Origin of the sequence: Pectobacterium polaris (assembly GCF_002307355.1) — a bacterium.
Taxonomy (GTDB): Bacteria; Pseudomonadota; Gammaproteobacteria; order Enterobacterales; family Enterobacteriaceae; genus Pectobacterium; species Pectobacterium polare.
In genome coordinates, this window is record NZ_CP017481.1 from 1,225,609 (window position 1) to 1,244,154 (window position 18,546).

At 50.1% G+C, this 18,546-nt stretch carries 12 protein-coding genes and 3 pseudogenes; 9 read left to right on the top strand and 6 right to left on the bottom strand.

All coding sequences use genetic code 11. From position 1 onward, the window contains the following. Positions 1-172 precede the first annotated feature (172 nt). The 4 genes from BJJ97_RS05570 to dcuR all read left to right on the top strand — a co-directional run bounded on the left by BJJ97_RS05570 (position 173) and on the right by dcuR (position 6,348). Positions 173-1,831 carry a putative transporter gene (locus tag BJJ97_RS05570; RefSeq protein WP_095993321.1) on the top strand — a complete coding sequence of 553 codons (1,659 nt, stop codon included), beginning with the start codon at positions 173-175 and terminating at the stop codon, positions 1,829-1,831. Positions 1,832-2,403: 572 nt separating this feature from the next. Then, a complete protein-coding gene (locus tag BJJ97_RS05575) occupies positions 2,404-3,816 on the top strand; it encodes an anion permease (protein WP_039533541.1) in 1,413 nt (470 codons plus the stop codon). Positions 3,817-4,004: 188 nt separating this feature from the next. Continuing rightward, positions 4,005-5,633: a sensor histidine kinase gene (locus tag BJJ97_RS05580; protein WP_095993322.1), complete on the top strand. Its 1,629-nt coding sequence runs from the start codon at positions 4,005-4,007 to the stop codon at positions 5,631-5,633. Then, positions 5,626-6,348, top strand: a complete 723-nt coding sequence (gene dcuR / locus BJJ97_RS05585; RefSeq protein WP_010281107.1) for a two-component system response regulator DcuR — start codon at positions 5,626-5,628, stop codon at positions 6,346-6,348. The genes BJJ97_RS05580 and dcuR overlap by 8 nt, the downstream gene beginning before the upstream one ends. 756 nt (positions 6,349-7,104) lie before the next feature. Here the strand turns inward: dcuR and BJJ97_RS05600 are convergent. Continuing rightward, positions 7,105-8,448, bottom strand: coding sequence for a 2-hydroxycarboxylate transporter family protein (locus BJJ97_RS05600; RefSeq protein WP_095993325.1), 1,344 nt, complete (start codon positions 8,446-8,448; stop codon positions 7,105-7,107). Between the two features lie 1,464 nt (positions 8,449-9,912). On the opposite strand from BJJ97_RS05600, the gene dppA reads away from it, so the two are divergent. The 5 genes from dppA to dppF all read left to right on the top strand — a co-directional run bounded on the left by dppA (position 9,913) and on the right by dppF (position 15,667). Next, positions 9,913-11,520, top strand: coding sequence for a dipeptide ABC transporter periplasmic-binding protein DppA (dppA, locus tag BJJ97_RS05605; protein ID WP_095700999.1), 1,608 nt, complete (start codon positions 9,913-9,915; stop codon positions 11,518-11,520). A 210-nt stretch (positions 11,521-11,730) separates the two neighbouring features. Next, entirely contained in the window at positions 11,731-12,750 is a 1,020-nt protein-coding gene (dppB, locus tag BJJ97_RS05610) for a dipeptide ABC transporter permease DppB (RefSeq protein WP_010281089.1), read from the top strand. 13 nt (positions 12,751-12,763) lie between these two features. Continuing rightward, complete coding sequence (gene dppC, locus BJJ97_RS05615) at positions 12,764-13,666, top strand: dipeptide ABC transporter permease DppC (protein ID WP_039513832.1); 903 nt, start codon at positions 12,764-12,766, stop codon at positions 13,664-13,666. Between the two features lie 13 nt (positions 13,667-13,679). Further along, complete coding sequence (gene dppD / locus BJJ97_RS05620) at positions 13,680-14,660, top strand: dipeptide ABC transporter ATP-binding protein (protein WP_095700998.1); 981 nt, start codon at positions 13,680-13,682, stop codon at positions 14,658-14,660. Next, positions 14,657-15,667 carry a dipeptide ABC transporter ATP-binding subunit DppF gene (dppF, locus tag BJJ97_RS05625; protein ID WP_095700997.1) on the top strand — a complete coding sequence of 337 codons (1,011 nt, stop codon included), beginning with the start codon at positions 14,657-14,659 and terminating at the stop codon, positions 15,665-15,667. The genes dppD and dppF overlap by 4 nt, the downstream gene beginning before the upstream one ends. Before the next feature lie 51 nt (positions 15,668-15,718). Here the strand turns inward: dppF and BJJ97_RS22450 are convergent. The 5 genes and pseudogenes from BJJ97_RS22450 to BJJ97_RS21845 all read right to left on the bottom strand — a co-directional run. Continuing rightward, positions 15,719-15,829: pseudogene (locus BJJ97_RS22450) on the bottom strand (RHS repeat-associated core domain-containing protein); the annotation flags it as partial. 173 nt (positions 15,830-16,002) lie between these two features. Then, the gene (locus BJJ97_RS05635; RefSeq protein WP_095993326.1) at positions 16,003-16,347 is read right to left on the bottom strand and encodes a hypothetical protein; all 345 of its coding nucleotides are present in this window, start codon (positions 16,345-16,347) and stop codon (positions 16,003-16,005) included. A 126-nt stretch (positions 16,348-16,473) separates the two neighbouring features. Next, positions 16,474-17,211: pseudogene (locus BJJ97_RS22410) on the bottom strand (RHS repeat-associated core domain-containing protein); the annotation flags it as partial. Positions 17,212-17,321: 110 nt separating this feature from the next. After that, a complete protein-coding gene (locus tag BJJ97_RS05645) occupies positions 17,322-17,672 on the bottom strand; it encodes a hypothetical protein (RefSeq protein ID WP_095993327.1) in 351 nt (116 codons plus the stop codon). Positions 17,673-18,048: 376 nt separating this feature from the next. Then, positions 18,049-18,540 (bottom strand): annotated as a pseudogene (locus BJJ97_RS21845) (RHS repeat-associated core domain-containing protein); the annotation flags it as partial. Positions 18,541-18,546 lie beyond the last annotated feature (6 nt).

Genomic DNA, 18,546 nt, shown 5'->3' on the forward strand with positions numbered 1-18,546 from the left:
GATATCCGCATTATTTGTTTGATGATTTCCCGCGCTCGTATCATTACGGGCGCGGTTTTGTGTTGCCCGCCACGTTTCCTTCCCCGGCATTCTGCCAGAATCAAAATATACTCATTACAGAGTATAGCGGCAGTGACATTTCCCAATAAAAACGTCCGCAAAGGATACGGGTATGAGTGATATCGCACTTACCGTGAGTATGCTGGCGCTGGTTGCGGTTCTGGGGTTATGGATCGGCAACTGGCGGATTTATGGCGTCGGTTTAGGGATTGGCGGGGTTCTGTTCGGTGGGATCATCGTCGGGCATGTTGCCCATCAGTACCAGATTCAACTGAATGATGACATGTTGCACGTCATCCAGGAGTTCGGGCTGATCCTGTTTGTTTATACCATTGGCATTCAGGTCGGGCCGGGTTTCTTTTCCTCTCTGCGGGTATCTGGCCTGCGCCTCAATGCGTTTGCTCTGCTGACGGTGTTCCTCGGCTGTGTGATGACCGTCCTGCTGCACAAACTGCTCAATATTCCTTTGCCCATTATCCTCGGTATTTTCTCCGGTGCAGTGACCAACACGCCGTCGCTGGGCGCGGGTCAACAGATTCTGACCGATCTCGGTTCGAGTACCGCCTTGGTGAACCAGATGGGGACGGGCTACGCCATGGCGTACCCGCTGGGGATCTGCGGCATTTTGCTGGTGATGTGGTTGATGCGCGTTCTGTTCCGCGTAGCGGTGGAGAACGAGGCAAAGCAGTTTGAAGTCAGCAGCGGTCTGCATCACGAGCAACTGCACACGATGAATGTGTCGGTGACGAATAGCAATCTGCAAGGGCTGGCGATTCAGGCCGTGCCGATTCTGAACCGCGACACCATCGTCTGCTCCCGCCTGAAACGCGGTGATGAGCTGATGGTGCCGTCGCCGCAGACGCTTATCCAACTGGGAGATTATCTGCATCTGGTTGGTGCGAAAAACGATCTGGAGCAGGCGCGTCTGGTCATCGGCAATGAAGTTGAGGTATCGCTCTCAACGCGCGGCACGGATCTGCACGTTGAACGCGTGGTGGTGACGAATGAGAAGGTGCTGGGACGCAAGATTCGCGAGCTTAATCTGAAGCAAAACTATGACGTTGTGATTTCGCGCCTGAACCGTGCGGGCGTTGAGCTGGTGGCCAGCAACCAAGCCAGCCTGCAATTTGGCGATATTCTGAATCTGGTCGGGCGAAAAGCGGCGATCGATGCTGTCGCGGATATCGTGGGAAACGCGCAGCAAAAACTCCAGCAGGTGCAGATGCTGCCTGTCTTCATCGGTATTGGGCTGGGCGTACTGTTGGGCTCGGTACCGCTGATGATTCCCGGTTTTCCCGTCGCGCTGCGACTCGGGCTGGCGGGTGGGCCGCTGGTCGTGGCGCTGGTGCTGGGGCGCATCGGCGGGATCGGTAAACTTCACTGGTTTATGCCACCTAGTGCGAATCTGGCGCTGCGCGAACTCGGCATTGTGCTGTTCTTATCGGTGGTGGGGCTGAAATCCGGCGGTGACTTCGTCGATACGTTATTGAACGGCGATGGGGTATGGTGGATTGGCTATGGTGCGCTGATTACCATTGTGCCGCTGCTGCTGGTCGGCGTACTGGCGCGGACGCTGGGTAAGATGAACTACCTGACGCTCTGCGGCATGTTGGCGGGCTCCATGACCGATCCACCTGCGCTGGCGTTTGCTAATGGGCTACACCCGACCAGCGGTGCGGCGGCGCTGTCTTATGCAACGGTTTATCCGCTGGCGATGTTTCTGCGCATTATGTCGCCGCAGCTGTTAGCCGTGTTGTTCCTTGCCCTTTAAATGTTATCAGCTGGATAAAAAATAATATTTTTTCGCCGAATAATGGCGATTTATTTCTTTATTTTTGAATAGAGGAATACCTGAGTGAATAAATAAGGAATGGATAACTGACTGTCTGGAAAAGAATTATATTACCATTGTTAGATATAAGGTTTTTTTATCATTGCTTTGTCGTTAACTTCGTTAATTTTATGTTCTCTAAATGTCAATTATTGTTGAATTTTAAGGGTTTTTTATCGGGAAATTAAAACCGCGATAGTTTCTTAAATAAACTAATGAACCATTTTAGTAACTAAAGTTACGCTATTTTATAGGCGCATTATAATACTATCTCTTCATTAATCACTTGATTTGATAAGACGAGAGAAGCACCCTGAACCCTTGTTTTCTCGTCTTTTTTTTTCGCAGATGATTCCTGTTGCGTTGTTTTCAGCAGGGTGACGAAGGAAGAATAACGAAATACCCACTCCTCCGCACGGGACATCCGTCGTGAATATCTCCTGAATAATTTGAGTGTGACTCGAAGTATGACGGGGAATACAGAATCCGTTTTAATGAAGAGTGGTGTTCTTATGTCTGCGAATAACAGCAGGTTGATAAAGCTTCTAGTTATCCTTTGTATTGCCGGTGGCTTATGGTTATTGCCGGTTCCTGATGGGGTTAAACCCGATGCCTGGCATCTGATGGCGATTTTCATTGCCACGGTTGTCGGTCTGATTCTCTCTCCTTACCCGCTTGGCGCGATGGCGATGTTCAGCTTGACCTCGGTCGCCATATTAGGGTTATTACCCATTAAAGATGTGCTGGCGGGCTTTAGCGATCCCACCATTTGGATGATCGCCTGCGCCTTCTTTATCTCTCGCGGCTTTATCAAAACCGGCTTTGGCCGACGCATTGGTCTGCTGTTCATCAGCAAGCTGGGGAATAGCTCTCTCGGTCTGGCGTATGGTCTGGTGTTTACCGACCTGATGTTCGCTCCGGCCATGCCTTCCACGTCTGCACGCTGCGGTGGGATCATCACTCCGCTGTTCCGGTCAATTGCCGAAGCCTATGACTCCACGCCGGAAAAAGGCACGCAGCGTCGCATTGGTGCGTTTCTGGTGCAGTCCATTTTCCAGTGTAACGCCGTGACCTCCGCGATGTTCATGACCTCCATGGCGGGTAACCCGATGGTGGCGAAGCTGGCTTCTCAGTTTGGTATTCACATCAGTTGGACGGATTGGGCGTTGGCAACACTGCTGCCGGGCTTCCTGTCTTTGGCGCTGATTCCTTACCTGATCTACCGTTTCTATCCGCCTGAACTGAAGAAAACCTCAGAAATGCGTGCGATCGCCGTCGAAAGACTGCGTGAAATGGGCAAAATGACCCGCGACGAGTGGGTGGTGCTGGGCGTGTTCCTGGGTCTGGTGACCTTCTGGGTGCTGGGTTCTACGCTGAATATCGATGCAACCCTGACCGCGCTGGCGGGCTTGAGCGTGCTGTTGCTCAGCCGTGCGCTGACCTGGGACGATGTAGTCAGTGAGAAAGAAGCCTGGCACACCGTGGTGTGGTTTGCTGTACTGATGACGCTGGCTGGCCAGCTCAACAAGATGGGCCTGATTGCCTGGCTGGGCGGATTGGCCGGTAATGCGGTGAGTGGGATGCACTGGCTGCCAATGCTGGGTCTGCTGCTGCTGGTGTACTACTACAGCCACTACCTGATGGCGAGTGCGATTGCCCACATCAGCGCCATGTATGCGATTTTTGTCTCTATCGCGCTGGCAGCTGGTGCGCCGCCGATGCTGACCGTACTGGTATTCGGTATCTTCAGTAACCTGTTTATGTCCACGACTCACTACTCCAGTGGCCCGGCACCAATTTTGTTCGGCACTGGCTACGTGCCGCTAGGAACCTGGTGGAAGATCGGCTTCCTGGTCAGTCTGGTCATCATCCCTATCTGGCTGGGTGTTGGCGGAATGTGGTGGAAACTGCTCGGTTTCTGGTAAACGCAGTACTGCTGGCTTTCCTGATGCGAAACATTCCTGACACAAGAAATGTACCGCAACGTTAAGCCAAATTTCCTTTCTTCAAGCCTACGCCCTGTCCTTGTGACGGGGCGTATGCATCACGGCACGCGAAACGCGACGAAACAGTATAAGATAACGGTGTGATGATGGTGGTTTCGGAGAGTGACATGGGCAAGAAAAAGGCACCGCTAAAGCTGGGAACATCGGTGTTTCTGATGGTGTCAGTTGTGCTTGGCGCGGTGTTGCTGGTGGTCTATTCCTTGCTGTTTTTTCGTATTAATCAGCTTTCAGAAGATCATCTGCGAGAAAAAGCCTTTGCCATTGCTCGCACATTTGCAGCCTCTCCCGTGGTTATTGATGAACTTAAAGGGATTGGTCGGCCTGAGGAAGTGCAGGCGGCTGCGGAGACGATTCGTCAGCGTAATCAGCTGCTCTTCGTTACCGTCACGGACATGGATACGGTGCGCCATAGCCACCCTGAACCGGAAAGAATTGGTGAGCATTTTGCCGGTCGGGATATCTACCCAGCGCTGTTGGGGATGGAAAATACCGCCATCAACCGGGGTACGCTCGATCCCGCGCTGCGGGTCTTTACACCGGTTTTCGACAGCAACCATAAGCAGGTTGGCGTCGTCGCGCTGGGGATTGCCTTAACCAGCGTGCAGAAGGTGATCAGCGATAACCGCTGGATGATTCCCTGGACGCTATTGGCGGGGGCGCTGGTCGGCTGGCTGGGCACGTTGATTCTGGTGAAGGTGCTCAAGCGCATTATGCTGGGATTCGAGCCGTTTGAGATCTCGAACCTGTTTGAACAGCGTAACGCGATGCTCAAACACATCAAAGAAGGCGTTATCGCGGTCGATCAGCATGGTCGGATTACGGTCATCAATGATGAGGCGCGACGGCTTTTCCGGCAGAATAAGCCACAGGGCAGTGAAACGCCGGCTTCGAAGCCAACTGAACGCGTCAGCGACCAGTGGCTTGAACATCTGCACCTGAAGCAGGTACTGGAGAGTGGTACGCCGCGGCGCGATGAAGAGATTAGCTTTAACGGCCACCTGCTGCTGACTAACACCGTTCCGGTTTTTGTGAAGGGCGACATTATCGGCGCGATTGCGACATTCCGTGATAAAACGGAGATCAGTCAGTTGCTGCAACGGTTGAGTGGGATGTCCTACTATGCGGATGCGCTGCGTGCGCAGTCGCACGAGTTTATGAACAAGCTGCACGTTATCCTGGGGATGCTGCACTTAAAATATTACTCGCAGCTGGAAGATTATATCCTGAAGACCGCCAATAATTATCAGGCGGAAATCGGTTCGATTATTCGTAAAGTGAAATCGCCAGTGATTGCCGGCTTCCTGTTGGGTAAAATCAATCGCGCACGCGATCTCGGCATTACGCTCTCCATCAGCGAAGAGAGTCTGCTGCCGGATACCGATGACGTCGATGCGACGAATGAATTGATTACCGTATTGGGTAATCTGATTGAGAATGCGATGGACGCGATTGATAGGCAGGAAAACTGCGAAATCAGCGTGAGCTTCCACCATCAGAATGGCCGCCTTCACTGTACCGTGGGGGATGACGGCCCCGGCATTTCGCCGGAGAGTCAGGCGCGCATTTATGAACAGGGATTCTCTACCAAAGGCAGCGGGCGCGGTATCGGCCTGTACCTGACCAAGCAGAGTCTGGAGAAGATTGGCGGCACTATCGAGTTTGAATCAGAACCTGAGGTGTACACCCAGTTTTTCGTTACTATTCCTTATCAAGCAAGGCTGTTTGACCATGATTAATGTACTGATTGTTGATGACGATGCCATGGTTGCAGAGCTTAACAAATCTTATCTGAACCAGGTTTCTGGATTTAGCTGCTATGCGACCGTCCCCACATTGCAGCAGGCGCGAAACCTGCTTATGCAACCTGACTCGGAAATCGATTTGGTATTGCTGGATATTTATATGCAGCAGGATAATGGACTGGATCTGCTGCCGACTATCCGTGAATTCAGTGAAAAGACGGACGTCATCATCATCTCGTCTGCCAGCGATGTGTACACCATCAAGAAAGCGCTGCACTACGGTGTGGTGGACTATCTGATTAAGCCTTTCCAGTTCTCGCGTTTCGAACAGGCGCTGACCGCCTATCGCGAAGAGGCGAACTTGTTCAAGCACCGCGATTTTGTTGGGCAGTCGGATATTGATAACCTGATTCGTCGTACCAGCAGTAGCACGGTTAGCGAACGTAAGAAATTGCCGAAAGGGCTGACCAGCCTGACGCTGCGTACCGTCTGCGAGTGGATTGAAGGCAATCAGGGCATTGAGTTCTCTACCGAAATGCTGGCGAACGCGATTGGTATCTCCCGCGTCTCCTGCCGTAAGTACCTGATCTACCTGTCTGATACTGGCATCCTGACCACCAATATCCTGTACGGCTCAACCGGTCGACCGGTTTATCTATACCGTCTGCTGCCAGAAAAACAGGACTCTCTGCGCCAGTATTGTGAATAAAAGGCTGCGAATAAAAGGCGGTAAATAAATAGCGCTGAATAAGGCAAGCAGAAACAGAGACGAGGCGGGAGCGATCCCGCCTTGTGCTATACACAATTCAGTGACGATGAAACCAAATGGAACTGGTTTAGTGGAACACAATAAATTTATGCAGTACGGCCACGGGTTAGGGCTGTGGCGTAATCCACGGGAAAATATTAAGCCTGAGACTGATAACTGTACACCGATAAGGGAAGATACCACTTTAAGAGTCGTGTCCGAGGTTGTTTCTGGTATAGGTAAAATATCACCTTACTTTGGTGGTACTGTCGGTGGGTTATTAGAAGGGATGCATGATGTTAACAAGTGAATGTAAGACTTTTATGCGCTGGGTAGGAATAACATTAGTAACTTTTGCATATTATCTGTGGATCTTTCTTGCTATTTTTCCGTTAGATGACAAGAGTCCCATGCTACAAGAGAAGGTGGTTACTATCGAATATCATGAGGCTGTTATAGAAAATATTTACAAGGCCACAGATAATGTTCTTGAGGTTGCTTTAATTGGTTTTCCTGTGTGTATGACTCTGATTCTGATCATTTTCAAAAAGGTTAGGTAGTTGCGTTAAGCAAATCAATTACCAATCGCTGCTGCCGGAAAAGCAGGACTCGCTGCGCCAGTACTGTGAATAAAAGGCTGTGAATAAATAGCGCTGAATAAATAAAAACGCCACGGTAATCACCGTGGCGTTTTCGTTAGTGGGAACCGTGGTTGGGTTAGACAACCCAGCCCAACAGCAGCGTTGCGGCGATGACGGTAGATGCGCCACCGATACGGGTAGCGATCTGTGCAAACGGCATCAGAGACATACGGTTAGAGGCAGACAGAATCGCCACATCACCCGTACCGCCCAGTCCGCTGTGGCACGTGGTCACGATGGACGCTTCAATGGGGTACATATTCAGGTAAGGCGCAATCAGGAAGCTCACCAGCGCCATGGACAGCACCACAGAACCACAGACGATGACATAACCTACAGAGAATACTGCGACAACGCTTTCCAGCGGGATATACAACATGCCCAGCCCGATCATCAGCGGCCACACCAGAGAACTGGATACGAACTTGTAAACGCTGTGTGCGCCAGTTTCCATAATCGCTGGAATCACGCGTCCGTATTTGCAGAAGACGGCGATCAGAATCATCAGAACGGGTCCTGGGATGTGTACCAGTTTCTCAAACAGGCCACCGACGATGAAGAAGGCACAAATCATCAACAGTCCGCCACCCATCAGGTGAAAATCGACCGGCTTTGGTGCTTCGTTTACGGCAAACATCGCGTTGTCTTCATCGCTGCGAACCAGACGGCCTTCGCCGTTCAGATCCTTACGGCGCATACCCAGGCGGGACAGCACGCCAGCACACAGAATCGCGAAGATGTTACCGACAACGGCAGCAGGCGCTAGCTGAGCGACATAGACATCCGGGCTTTCTCCCAGAATGGCAGAATAAGCTAAGGATAACGGCAGGATGCCTTCACCAATGCCGCCACCGATAATGGGCACGATGATGAAGAAGAAAGTGTGATAAACGCTGTAGCCGCACAGCTTACCAACCAGCAAACCGGTTGCCAGCGCGGTTGCGGTACCGATGACCAGCGGGACGAACATGCGCACCATCCCCTGAATCAGAATTTTGCGGTTCATACCCAGAATGCTGCCGACCACCAGACAGGCGATGACGAAATACAGGAAGTTCGCCTCTTTCATCAGCAGGTGGACGGTTTTCATGGTGTTGTCGTTGAACAGCTCAAAATACACCATAACGGAAGGTACCATCAGGCACAGAATGGCCGGGCCGCCGATATCTTTGAACACGGGAATATTGCTGCCAATGTGTGCCAGTAAAAAACCCATTGTCATGATGACGGCGAAACCGCCAATCATATTTTTAGGCAAATATCCTTCGTAGGCAGCGATAGCGACAATGGCGGCAATCGCCATAAAAAGCGCAACGGGAACGGAGCCGATTTTCTTTTTAAAAAATCCCCCGATAAACGATTCTTGTGTTTCCAGAGCGAGATCGTTCTCACATAAAATATCAGTTTCAATTTTTTTCATTATATTCACCCTGCTAGGACAGTTGGTACAGAAAGAAATGACATACCTGCCGTGTAATCTCGTTGAGATATTGGTAACGCATCGTTATCGACGCATCTTATTGGCTTTTGCTTACCGATATCGGTGTGGATATCGAGCGTTGCTAATGCCAATGGCGGCGGGATGTTTATTATCAGAAAGCAGAAAAATACGTTTTTTTGTTTTTTATCAGTTAGTAACAAAAAGATAAGAAATACTTGATGTTATTTAACAATGAATCATGTTGGAGGGTAATCTAGCATGAGGGAATGTTAAAAATAATACGTTAATTACGTATTTGTGAACTTATCAGCAACTCCATTTTAAATAACTTATATTATTTTTTTGTAATTAAAATAATTTATTGAGAGGGTGTTGGGAATTAAAACAGAAGGAGAGGTGAATCACAGAGTGAAAATACCACTTTATGAGAATAAGTAAATAGCGTGTTTTCATTTTAGTGAGAATATTTATTTAACTAAAATAGCCAACTAATTATTGAGCAATATCATTTTATCGTCGGTAAGACCTCTGACAATGCTGCGTAGGACAAAATTCGCTCTCGACTCCGTATCAACCGCCTTTTTATCTATGCTTTATCTAGCGGAGGTATCCAGCAACAAACCTCTGGTCACGTCTATCCCACAGATAAAGAACGATGAAGAGCGAGCTTGCGGTCCGTCGAAAGAGGGGGGAAACAACGTTTTTTATGTCGTATTGAGTTTTTTTATGTAGCGTAGATAGTCATTTGGCTACTTATGGTGCCGTGGTAAATATCAGAATTTCTTATTATCTGTCAGAGTTTTCACCTGTTGTTAACGTTTTTAACAAAAAATAGTGCTCAAATCTTGGACATGTAAGACCAGATGACTATAGTTTTTTTAATGGTGATAATTTCTTTATGTCTGCAATGTATCGGTTTTTATCGCTGTTTTTTCATAAAAAGACAAAACATCTGCCTTCATTGGGGTGGCGAGCGTGTATTTTCTCTTTTAAGAAAATGTAAGGAAATTTTGTAAATCCTTACAGCTTATATTGACGTCACCGCCATCTGTTGAGAAATTGAGGGCGTCATAGGGATATAAGGAGGAAAGCAGCGGCTTGTCTGAATGATTCTACGTCTTCATCCAGCATCCGTGAGCGGGTTGTGGCGCTTCAAGGTATACGTTGTAGTTATTATGACTATATCCAACAGCGTGGCGGCCATCGGTTTTGGTAACCACCTTTCCTCTTCCTCATTATTTGAATTTTGCCTTCGGGCGACAGGGTACAGACCACAGTTCGTAAAAAATACAGGTCTGGCCAACCATACCCAATTGATTTCGAGATGCAGGACGGACTATCAGCGCTGTTAACCACTGTGCATTTAACGACAGTATTAACGCGTATGCAGCTTGGAGTATGGCGGGTATAGCACACAACATCATCCACAATGGAGCACAAGTAATGGAAAAATCCCTGGTTAAATCAAGGGTGTTGAAGTTCGGCCTTGGCTTGCTCGCCATGTCCGTCGCTGCAGGCGTTCAGGCAAAGACGCTGGTGTACTGTTCAGAAGGCTCCCCAGAAGGTTTTAACCCGCAGCTGTTCACCTCCGGTACCACGTTTGATGCCAGCTCTATTCCTATTTATAACCGCCTGGTGGAATTTAAAGACGGCACCACGGACACCGGTCCGGGTCTGGCTGAAAAATGGGATATTAGCGAAGACGGCAAAACCTATACTTTCCATTTGCGCAAAGGCGTGAAATGGCAAGACAGCAAGGATTTCAAACCTTCTCGTGAATTCAATGCCGATGACGTGATTTTCTCCTTCATGCGTCAGCAGGATGCCAACAATCCGTACCACAAAGTATCTGGCGGCAGCTATGAATACTATCAAGGTATGGGTATGCCAGAACTGGTCAGCAAAATCGAGAAAGTAGACGATCATACCGTCCGCTTTGTGCTGAACCGCCCTGAAGCGCCGTTCCTGGCAAACCTGGCGATGGACTTCGCTTCCATCCTGTCCGCGGAATACGCGGATAATATGCTGAAAGCTGGTACACCAGAGAAGATTGACCTGAACCCAATCGGTACAGGCCCATTCCAGCTGCAGCAGTACCAGAAAGATTCCCGTATTCTGTACAAAGCCTTTGACGGCTTCTGGGGCACCAAGCCGGGCATTGACCGTCTGGTCTTCTCCATTACGCCAGATGCGTCTGTGCGTTACGCCAAGCTGCAAAAAGACGAATGCCAGATCATGCCGTATCCAAACCCGGCCGATCTTGCTCGCATGAAAGAAGACAAGAACATCACGTTGATGGAACAGCCTGGCCTGAACGTCGGCTACCTGTCTTACAACGTTGAGAAAAAGCCGCTGGATAACGTCAAGATTCGCCAGGCGCTGAACTATGCGGTGAACAAGTCTGCCATCATCGATGCGGTCTATCAGGGCGCCGGCCAAGCCGCAACCAACCTGATCCCGCCGACCATGTGGGGCTACAACAACGACGTTAAAGACTACAGCTACGATCCTGAAAAAGCGAAAGCACTGCTGAAAGAAGCGGGTATGGCTGACGGTTTCTCTATCGACCTGTGGGCAATGCCAGTACAGCGTCCGTACAACCCGAACGCCCGTCGTATGGCGGAAATGATTCAGTCCGACTGGGCGAAAGTTGGCGTGAAAGCCAAGATCGTCACCTACGAGTGGGGCGAGTATCTGAAGCGTGCGAAAGACGGCGAGCACCAGACCGTGCTGATGGGCTGGACTGGCGACAATGGGGATCCAGATAACTTCTTCGCGACCCTGTTCAGCTGCGATGCTGCTAAAAATGGTTCCAACTACTCCAAGTGGTGCTACAAGCCGTTTGAAGATTTGATCCAACCGGCGCGTGCCATTTCCGATCACGAAAAACGTATTGAGCTGTACAAACAAGCGCAGGTTGTGATGCACGATCAGGCTCCGGCGCTGATTGTCGCGCACTCCACCGTGTACGAGCCAGTGCGTAAAAACGTGAAAGGTTATGTGGTTCAGCCACGTGGCGTGCATAGCTTCAACAACGTGACGTTGGATTAAGTCAGCCACTAGATTTTCACGGACACTAAAAACCCCGACCTTGCGGTTTCTCGTTAGAGGAGCCGTGGAGGCGGGGTTTCTTGCCCGTTAAATTTTATGGTGGGCCGTCGTACACGACGTTTAAAATCGTTCCTGACGATTTTTTATGCTGTGAGCAATGATAAGCCTGATGGCCAATGAGCCAACGGGCATGAATAGAGAGTTCGGGATATGTTGCAGTTCATACTCCGGCGTTTGGGGTTAGTTATCCCAACGTTTATTGGTATCACCCTATTAACCTTCGCATTCGTACACATGATTCCGGGCGACCCGGTGATGATCATGGCGGGGGAGCGGGGCATCTCCGCCGAGCGTCATGCGCAATTGCTGGCTGAAATGGGGCTGGATAAGCCGCTTTGGCAGCAATACCTCCACTATATTGGCGGTGTGATGCAGGGCGATCTGGGGATCTCCCTCAAGAGTCGTATCCCCGTGTGGGAAGAATTTGTGCCTCGCTTCAAAGCGACGCTGGAACTGGGTATCTGCGCGATGATGTTTGCTATCGCAGTGGGGATTCCGGTTGGTGTGCTGGCTGCGGTTAAACGCGGTTCCATTTTCGATCATACCTCTGTTGGCTTGGCGCTGACGGGCTATTCCATGCCTATCTTCTGGTGGGGCATGATGCTGATTATGCTGGTCTCCGTTCAACTTGACCTTACCCCCGTTTCGGGACGCATCAGCGATACGATTTTCCTTGATGACAGCATGCCGCTAACCGGCTTTATGCTGATCGATACCCTGTTCTGGGGCGAGGAAGGCGACTTTATCGACGCGGTTGAACACATGATCCTGCCTGCCATCGTGCTGGGCACCATTCCACTGGCGGTGATTGTGCGTATGACGCGCTCCGCGATGCTGGAAGTGCTGGGTGAGGACTACATCCGCACCGCGCGCGCCAAAGGGCTGAGCCGTCTGCGTGTGATTGTCGTGCACGCTTTGCGTAATGCGATGCTGCCAGTGGTAACGGTAATCGGTTTACAGGTCGGCACCATGCTGGCTGGGGCGATCCTGACGGAAACCATTTTCTCCTGGCCGGGGCTGGGACGGTGGTTGATCGATGCGTTGCAGCGTCGTGACTATCCGGTGGTTCAGGGCGGCGTACTGCTGGTGGCAACCATGATCATTCTGGTGAACCTGCTGGTAGATGTGCTCTACGGTGTGGTTAACCCACGCATCCGTCACAAGAAATAAGGGGAAGGCTAAGATGACACACGTCACTGAACCTGTTGTAAATAGCGCACCGAAGCCGATGACCCCGCTACAGGAATTCTGGCACTATTTTAAACGTAACAAAGGCGCGGTTGTTGGCATGGTGTATGTCGTGCTGATGCTGATTATCGCCATTGGCGCCAACGTGTTGGCACCGCATGCGCCCGCTGAGCAGTTCCGCGATGCGCTGCTTCGTCCACCGGTCTGGCAAGAAGGCGGAAGCTGGCAGTTTATTCTGGGAACAGATGACGTCGGGCGTGATGTCCTGTCCCGTCTGATGTACGGCGCACGCCTGTCGCTGCTGGTCGGCTGTCTGGTGGTGGCGCTGTCGCTGGTGCTGGGCGTGATCTTCGGTCTGCTGGCTGGGTATTTCGGCGGTGTGGTCGATGCGCTCATCATGCGTATCGTCGATATCATGCTGGCGCTGCCGAGCCTGCTGTTGGCGCTGGTGCTGGTGGCCGTCTTCGGGCCTTCGATTGTGAACGCCTCGCTGGCGCTGACCTTCGTGGCATTGCCGCACTATGTCCGTTTGACCCGTGCGGCGGTGCTGGTGGAAGTCAATCGCGACTACGTCACGGCTTCACGCGTGGCGGGAGCCAGTTCGGCACGCCAGATGTTCGTCAACATTCTTCCGAACTGCCTGGCACCGTTGATTGTGCAGGCTTCTCTCGGCTTTTCTAACGCCATTCTTGATATGGCTGCTTTGGGTTTCCTCGGTATGGGCGCACAGCCGCCAACGCCAGAGTGGGGCACCATGCTGTCGGACGTTTTGCAGTTTGCGCAAAGCGCCTGGTGGGTGGTGACGTTCCCCGGCGTAGCAATCTTACTGACGGTATTGGCGTTTAACCTGATGGGGGACGGCTTGCGTGACGCTCTCGACCCCAAACTCAAGCAGTAGTAGAGGTAGAGAGATGGCGTTGCTCAATGTAGATAAACTGTCGGTTCACTTTGGTGATGAGGATCTGCCGTTTCGTGCGGTCGATCGTATCAGCTATCAGGTGGAAGAAGGTCAGGTAGTCGGTATCGTCGGGGAATCTGGCTCCGGTAAATCCGTCAGCTCGCTGGCGATTATGGGGCTGATTGATTACCCCGGCAAAGTGATGGCCGATAAGCTGGAATTTAACCAGCGTGACTTAACGAAAATTTCTGAGAAAGAACGGCGTAATTTGGTGGGTTCTGAAGTCGCGATGATTTTCCAGGACCCGATGACCAGCCTGAACCCCTGCTACACCGTGGGCTACCAGATCATGGAAGCTATCAAGGTGCATCAGGGCGGTAATCGCAAAACCCGTCGTCAGCGAGCGATTGACCTGCTGACGTTGGTCGGGATTCCCGATCCGGGCTCACGTCTTGACGTGTATCCGCACCAGCTTTCCGGTGGGATGAGCCAGCGTGTGATGATCGCGATGGCGATTGCCTGTCGGCCGAAGCTGCTGATTGCCGATGAACCAACCACGGCGCTGGACGTGACCATTCAGGCGCAGATCATCGAACTGCTGCTCGAATTGCAGCAGCGCGAAAACATGGCGCTGATCCTGATTACCCACGATTTGGCGCTGGTGGCTGAAGCGGCACACCACATCATCGTGATGTATGCCGGGCAGGTGGTGGAGTCAGGCAAGGCGGCGGATATTTTCCGCGCACCTCGTCATCCGTATACCCAGGCGTTGCTGCGTGCGCTGCCGGAGTTTGCGGCGGACAAATCCCGACTGGCATCGCTGCCGGGCGTGGTGCCGGGTAAATATGACCGCCCGAACGGCTGTCTGTTAAACCCACGTTGCCCCTATGCGCAGGACCGCTGCCGTCAGGAAGAACCTGCACTGCGCGATATTCCTGGTCGTCAGGTGAAATGTCATACACCGCTCGATGATGCGGGGAGGCCAACCCTATGAGTGAACTGAACGCAACATCGCAGCCGTATTTGCTGCATGCGATTGATTTGAAGAAACACTATCCGGTGAAAAAGGGCTTTTTCGCGCCAGAGCGGATGGTGAAAGCGCTGGACGGCGTTTCCTTTACGCTGGAACGCGGTAAAACGCTGGCGGTGGTAGGGGAATCCGGCTGTGGAAAATCCACGTTGGGCCGCCTGTTGACGATGATCGAAACCCCGTCTGATGGCGAGCTGTACTATCAGGGGCAGGATCTGCTGAAGCACGATCCTGAAGCGCAGAAGCTGCGTCGGCAGAAGATCCAGATCGTTTTCCAGAATCCGTACGGATCGCTCAATCCGCGTAAGAAAGTCGGTCAGATCCTGGAAGAACCGCTCCAGATCAACACTGAGCTGTCAAAAGCTGAACGCCGTGAAAAAGCGTTGGCGATGATGGCAAAAGTGGGGCTGAAAACGGAGCATTACGACCGCTACCCGCATATGTTCTCTGGTGGCCAGCGTCAGCGTATCGCTATCGCCCGTGGGCTGATGCTGGACCCGGACGTGGTGATTGCCGATGAGCCCGTTTCGGCGCTGGACGTGTCGGTTCGCGCGCAGGTGCTGAACCTGATGATGGACTTGCAGCAGGAGCTGGGGCTGTCTTACGTCTTCATCTCACACGATCTGTCCGTCGTTGAACACATCGCTGATGAAGTGATGGTGATGTATCTGGGCCGCTGTGTGGAGAAGGGCAGTAAAGATGCCATTTTCAACAACCCGCGCCACCCGTATACGCAGGCGTTACTTTCCGCGACGCCGCGCCTGAACCCGGATTTACGCCGCGAACGCATCAAGCTGACGGGTGAACTGCCCAGCCCGCTGAATCCGCCGCCGGGATGCGCGTTCAACGCTCGCTGCCAGCGCTGCTTCAGCACCTGCACACAGTTCCAGCCGCAGTTGAAAACCTACGGCGAACAGCAGGTCGCCTGCTTCGCCGTCGACCAGGATGAACAGGGCACCGCAGTCGCCTAGTTTACCTTCAACGCCCCACACCGCGGTGTGGGGCGTTGATTGTGTGCTTATTCCATTGGTATTCGGCGCATAAGCATACAGATTTTCCCCGCCTCTTATCCCAATTGGGTCCTGCGTGGTGAAGCGTCCGACGGCGTGATCATAGTAGCGGAACAGGTAATGATATTATCGCTTTGGTACGCTACTATATTTCTGAACCCTATTTTTCTTAACTAAATGAATATCCGGTATAATATATTTTGTGATTTCTTAAGATAGCCATACTCAAAGAAGAACACGGTTACCAAAAACTACATATAGCTCTATTCCCATAGTTAATTAAAGCTCTCTGTAACTTAAAAATTTTCCCAAAATTCTATTCTACGCTTGTCTTTTTCTTTCTTTTCGAATGTCAAATTAGACCCAACAACTTCAATCCAATATTTTGCATTTTCTAATACAAAGTGTTTATATTTATTGGTGTCATGTTTTTCCCACTCCTTATCGTTACTCACTCTTTCTTTAAGTACATCTTTTAGCCATGGTGAATCATTTACTTCATAGTAGTAACATTTGAAATCATTTTCAAAATAAATTGGATAGGTTTCTTTTTTTGTGAATCGTATATGTTTTACAGCCAATATGTTCTCCACATTAAAGCAGCCTAAAAAACCGGCATCCACAACTTCTCCATCAAGCATTGATTGATAATCCCAGCATTTGAAGTAATAAAAAAGCTCATCCCTTATAAACTCTGTTATGCAAAATGATTGAGGATCTTGCCATACCATATCTATTGGTTTAACAGTAATTTTTTTTTCATTCTATCACCTACAAGATGGTAATTTATTGGTTCCATTATTAGGTAAACCGTTTCTTTTTAGCCTTGAGTTAAATTCTCTTAATTCATCGATATCTTTGACTACCTCGACAGGGATACTCCCGACCTTAGCGTACTTATCGATATTGACTTTTTGCTTAGAGAGCCCAAGTTGATCAGCAACTTCTTTTGGTATATCAAAATTCTTATTAACAGATGTTTGTGAGAAGTTGATGTCCTTTGGATCTAGCATTAACGAACTTAACCCAAACGGATCCACCCACCCCAGCGGATTAGGTGCATACTGATAAAGGTTAATTCCGCCCGCTAGTCCAATTGGGTCCTGCGTGGTGAAGCGTCCGACGGTGGGATCATAGTAGCGGAACAGGTTGTAGTGCAAACCGGTTTCATCATCCGCGTATTGTCCGGCGTAGCGTAACGGCTGGGATTCCATCGGCTTGTCGTGGCGTAGCCCTTCGCTGTCCTGCGTTTGTCCGTTGACTGCACCGAAGCTGCTGTAGTCTCCGCTCCAGCGGACCGCGCCGTCCGCATCCGTCATTTCCAACGGGGCGCCGTTCAGGTCGGTGTTGAACCAGCGGATATCGCCTTCGTTATCACCCGGGCGCTGGGTGATACGCGCTAACGGCGACCACCAGACGTTCGGGTCATAAATATAACTTTCTGTTCGGTCAGCGTGTCTGACCTGCAACAGCCGAAACCCTTCCTACAGGAAACGCGTTGCTTCCTGCTTCCCGTTTTCGCCCCAGGTAACATATATTATTCGGTTTTTATTTCAGTTATTTCTTTATGCTGGGAATCGATAATTTTTAGTGAATTTATTATTTTTGTAAAATATCAATTCCTCCATTTGTCACCTCTTACATACGCGATTAGTTCATCTTTATTCTCTGGTTCGTCAGGGAACTTTAAAATAGAATCATAACTGCAATGACCAATCACAGATGACTCTATATCGCCTAGGTAATCAAAAGCATATTCAGATATTTCATCATAATCTTTTTCAGATAAATTACTTCTTACATATACAAATATGAATTTATATATTCTCTCTCTGTTCCACTTAGAGTTAATTAATTGTTCGAAAAATAAATCCATTAAATTTTGCAATTTTTTAATATCCTTTAAATACATTATATCCCTTAAGTAAGAAAAGGCATCTTTTTCATTGGTGATTTTTTTTTTCATTTTATAATTAATTCCATTCAATTTTATTAAGTAGCTTTTGATATTCGCCAAATGTCATATCTTTAGTTGGATATATAGATATATGAGAACCATGGTCGTTAATAGCTCCTAGTCCATCTGGCAGTTTATCCAAATCTGTTACAGCATTTACAGTACCTCGTTTAGGATCAACAGGTAAAGGAACTTGGCTACCACTTAAACCTTGTTTTCCTGTATAACTCGGCCCAACCATGGCATCCGAATTATTTACACCGGGAAAATCATGATGTTTGGGATTACTACCTTCTGTTCTTGCTCCTTTTTGAGTGCCGTTAGGAGCTCCATCTAATGGGCTGTTAACATAATTCCCTGTAGCATCTTTTTTCATTGTTCTAAAACATGAGGTTAGCCCTAAAGGATCGATCCAACTAATCGGATTAGGCGCATAAGCATACAGATTTTCCCCGCCCGCCAGTCCAATCGGATCTTGCGTAGTAAACCTGCCTACAGTGGGATCATAGTAACGGAACAGGTTGTAGTGCAAACCGGTTTCGTCATCGGCGTATTGTCCGGCGTAGCGTAACGGCTGGGATTCCACCGGTTTGCCGTTGCGGAACCTTTCGCTGTCCTGCGTCTGCCCGTTGAGGGCTCCGAAGCTACCGTAGTCGCCGCTCCAGCGGACCGCGCCGTCCGCATCGGTCATCTCCAGCGGTGCGCCGTTCAGGTCCGTGTTGAACCAGCGGATATCGCCTTCGTTATCACTTGGGCGCTGGGTGATACGCGCTAACGGTGACCACCAGACGTTCGGGTCATAAATATAACTTTCTGTTCGGTCAGCGTGTTTGGCCTGCAACAATCGGAAGCCTTCCCACAGGAAACGTGTTTCTTCCTGCTT

Excerpts from the sequence above, each read along its gene's own strand:
- BJJ97_RS05645 (WP_095993327.1), bottom strand. The coding sequence starts at position 17,672 with ATGAAAAAAAAAATCACCAATGAAAAAGATGCCTTTTCTTACTTAAGG.
- dppF (WP_095700997.1), top strand. The coding sequence starts at position 14,657 with ATGAGTGAACTGAACGCAACATCGCAGCCGTATTTGCTGCATGCGATT.
- dppC (WP_039513832.1), top strand. The coding sequence starts at position 12,764 with ATGACACACGTCACTGAACCTGTTGTAAATAGCGCACCGAAGCCGATG.
- BJJ97_RS05580 (WP_095993322.1), top strand. The coding sequence starts at position 4,005 with ATGGGCAAGAAAAAGGCACCGCTAAAGCTGGGAACATCGGTGTTTCTG.
- dppD (WP_095700998.1), top strand. The coding sequence starts at position 13,680 with ATGGCGTTGCTCAATGTAGATAAACTGTCGGTTCACTTTGGTGATGAG.
- dppB (WP_010281089.1), top strand. The coding sequence starts at position 11,731 with ATGTTGCAGTTCATACTCCGGCGTTTGGGGTTAGTTATCCCAACGTTT.
- BJJ97_RS05635 (WP_095993326.1), bottom strand. The coding sequence starts at position 16,347 with ATGCTTGATGGAGAAGTTGTGGATGCCGGTTTTTTAGGCTGCTTTAAT.
- BJJ97_RS05575 (WP_039533541.1), top strand. The coding sequence starts at position 2,404 with ATGTCTGCGAATAACAGCAGGTTGATAAAGCTTCTAGTTATCCTTTGT.
- BJJ97_RS05570 (WP_095993321.1), top strand. The coding sequence starts at position 173 with ATGAGTGATATCGCACTTACCGTGAGTATGCTGGCGCTGGTTGCGGTT.
- dcuR (WP_010281107.1), top strand. The coding sequence starts at position 5,626 with ATGATTAATGTACTGATTGTTGATGACGATGCCATGGTTGCAGAGCTT.
- dppA (WP_095700999.1), top strand. The coding sequence starts at position 9,913 with ATGGAAAAATCCCTGGTTAAATCAAGGGTGTTGAAGTTCGGCCTTGGC.
- BJJ97_RS05600 (WP_095993325.1), bottom strand. The coding sequence starts at position 8,448 with ATGAAAAAAATTGAAACTGATATTTTATGTGAGAACGATCTCGCTCTG.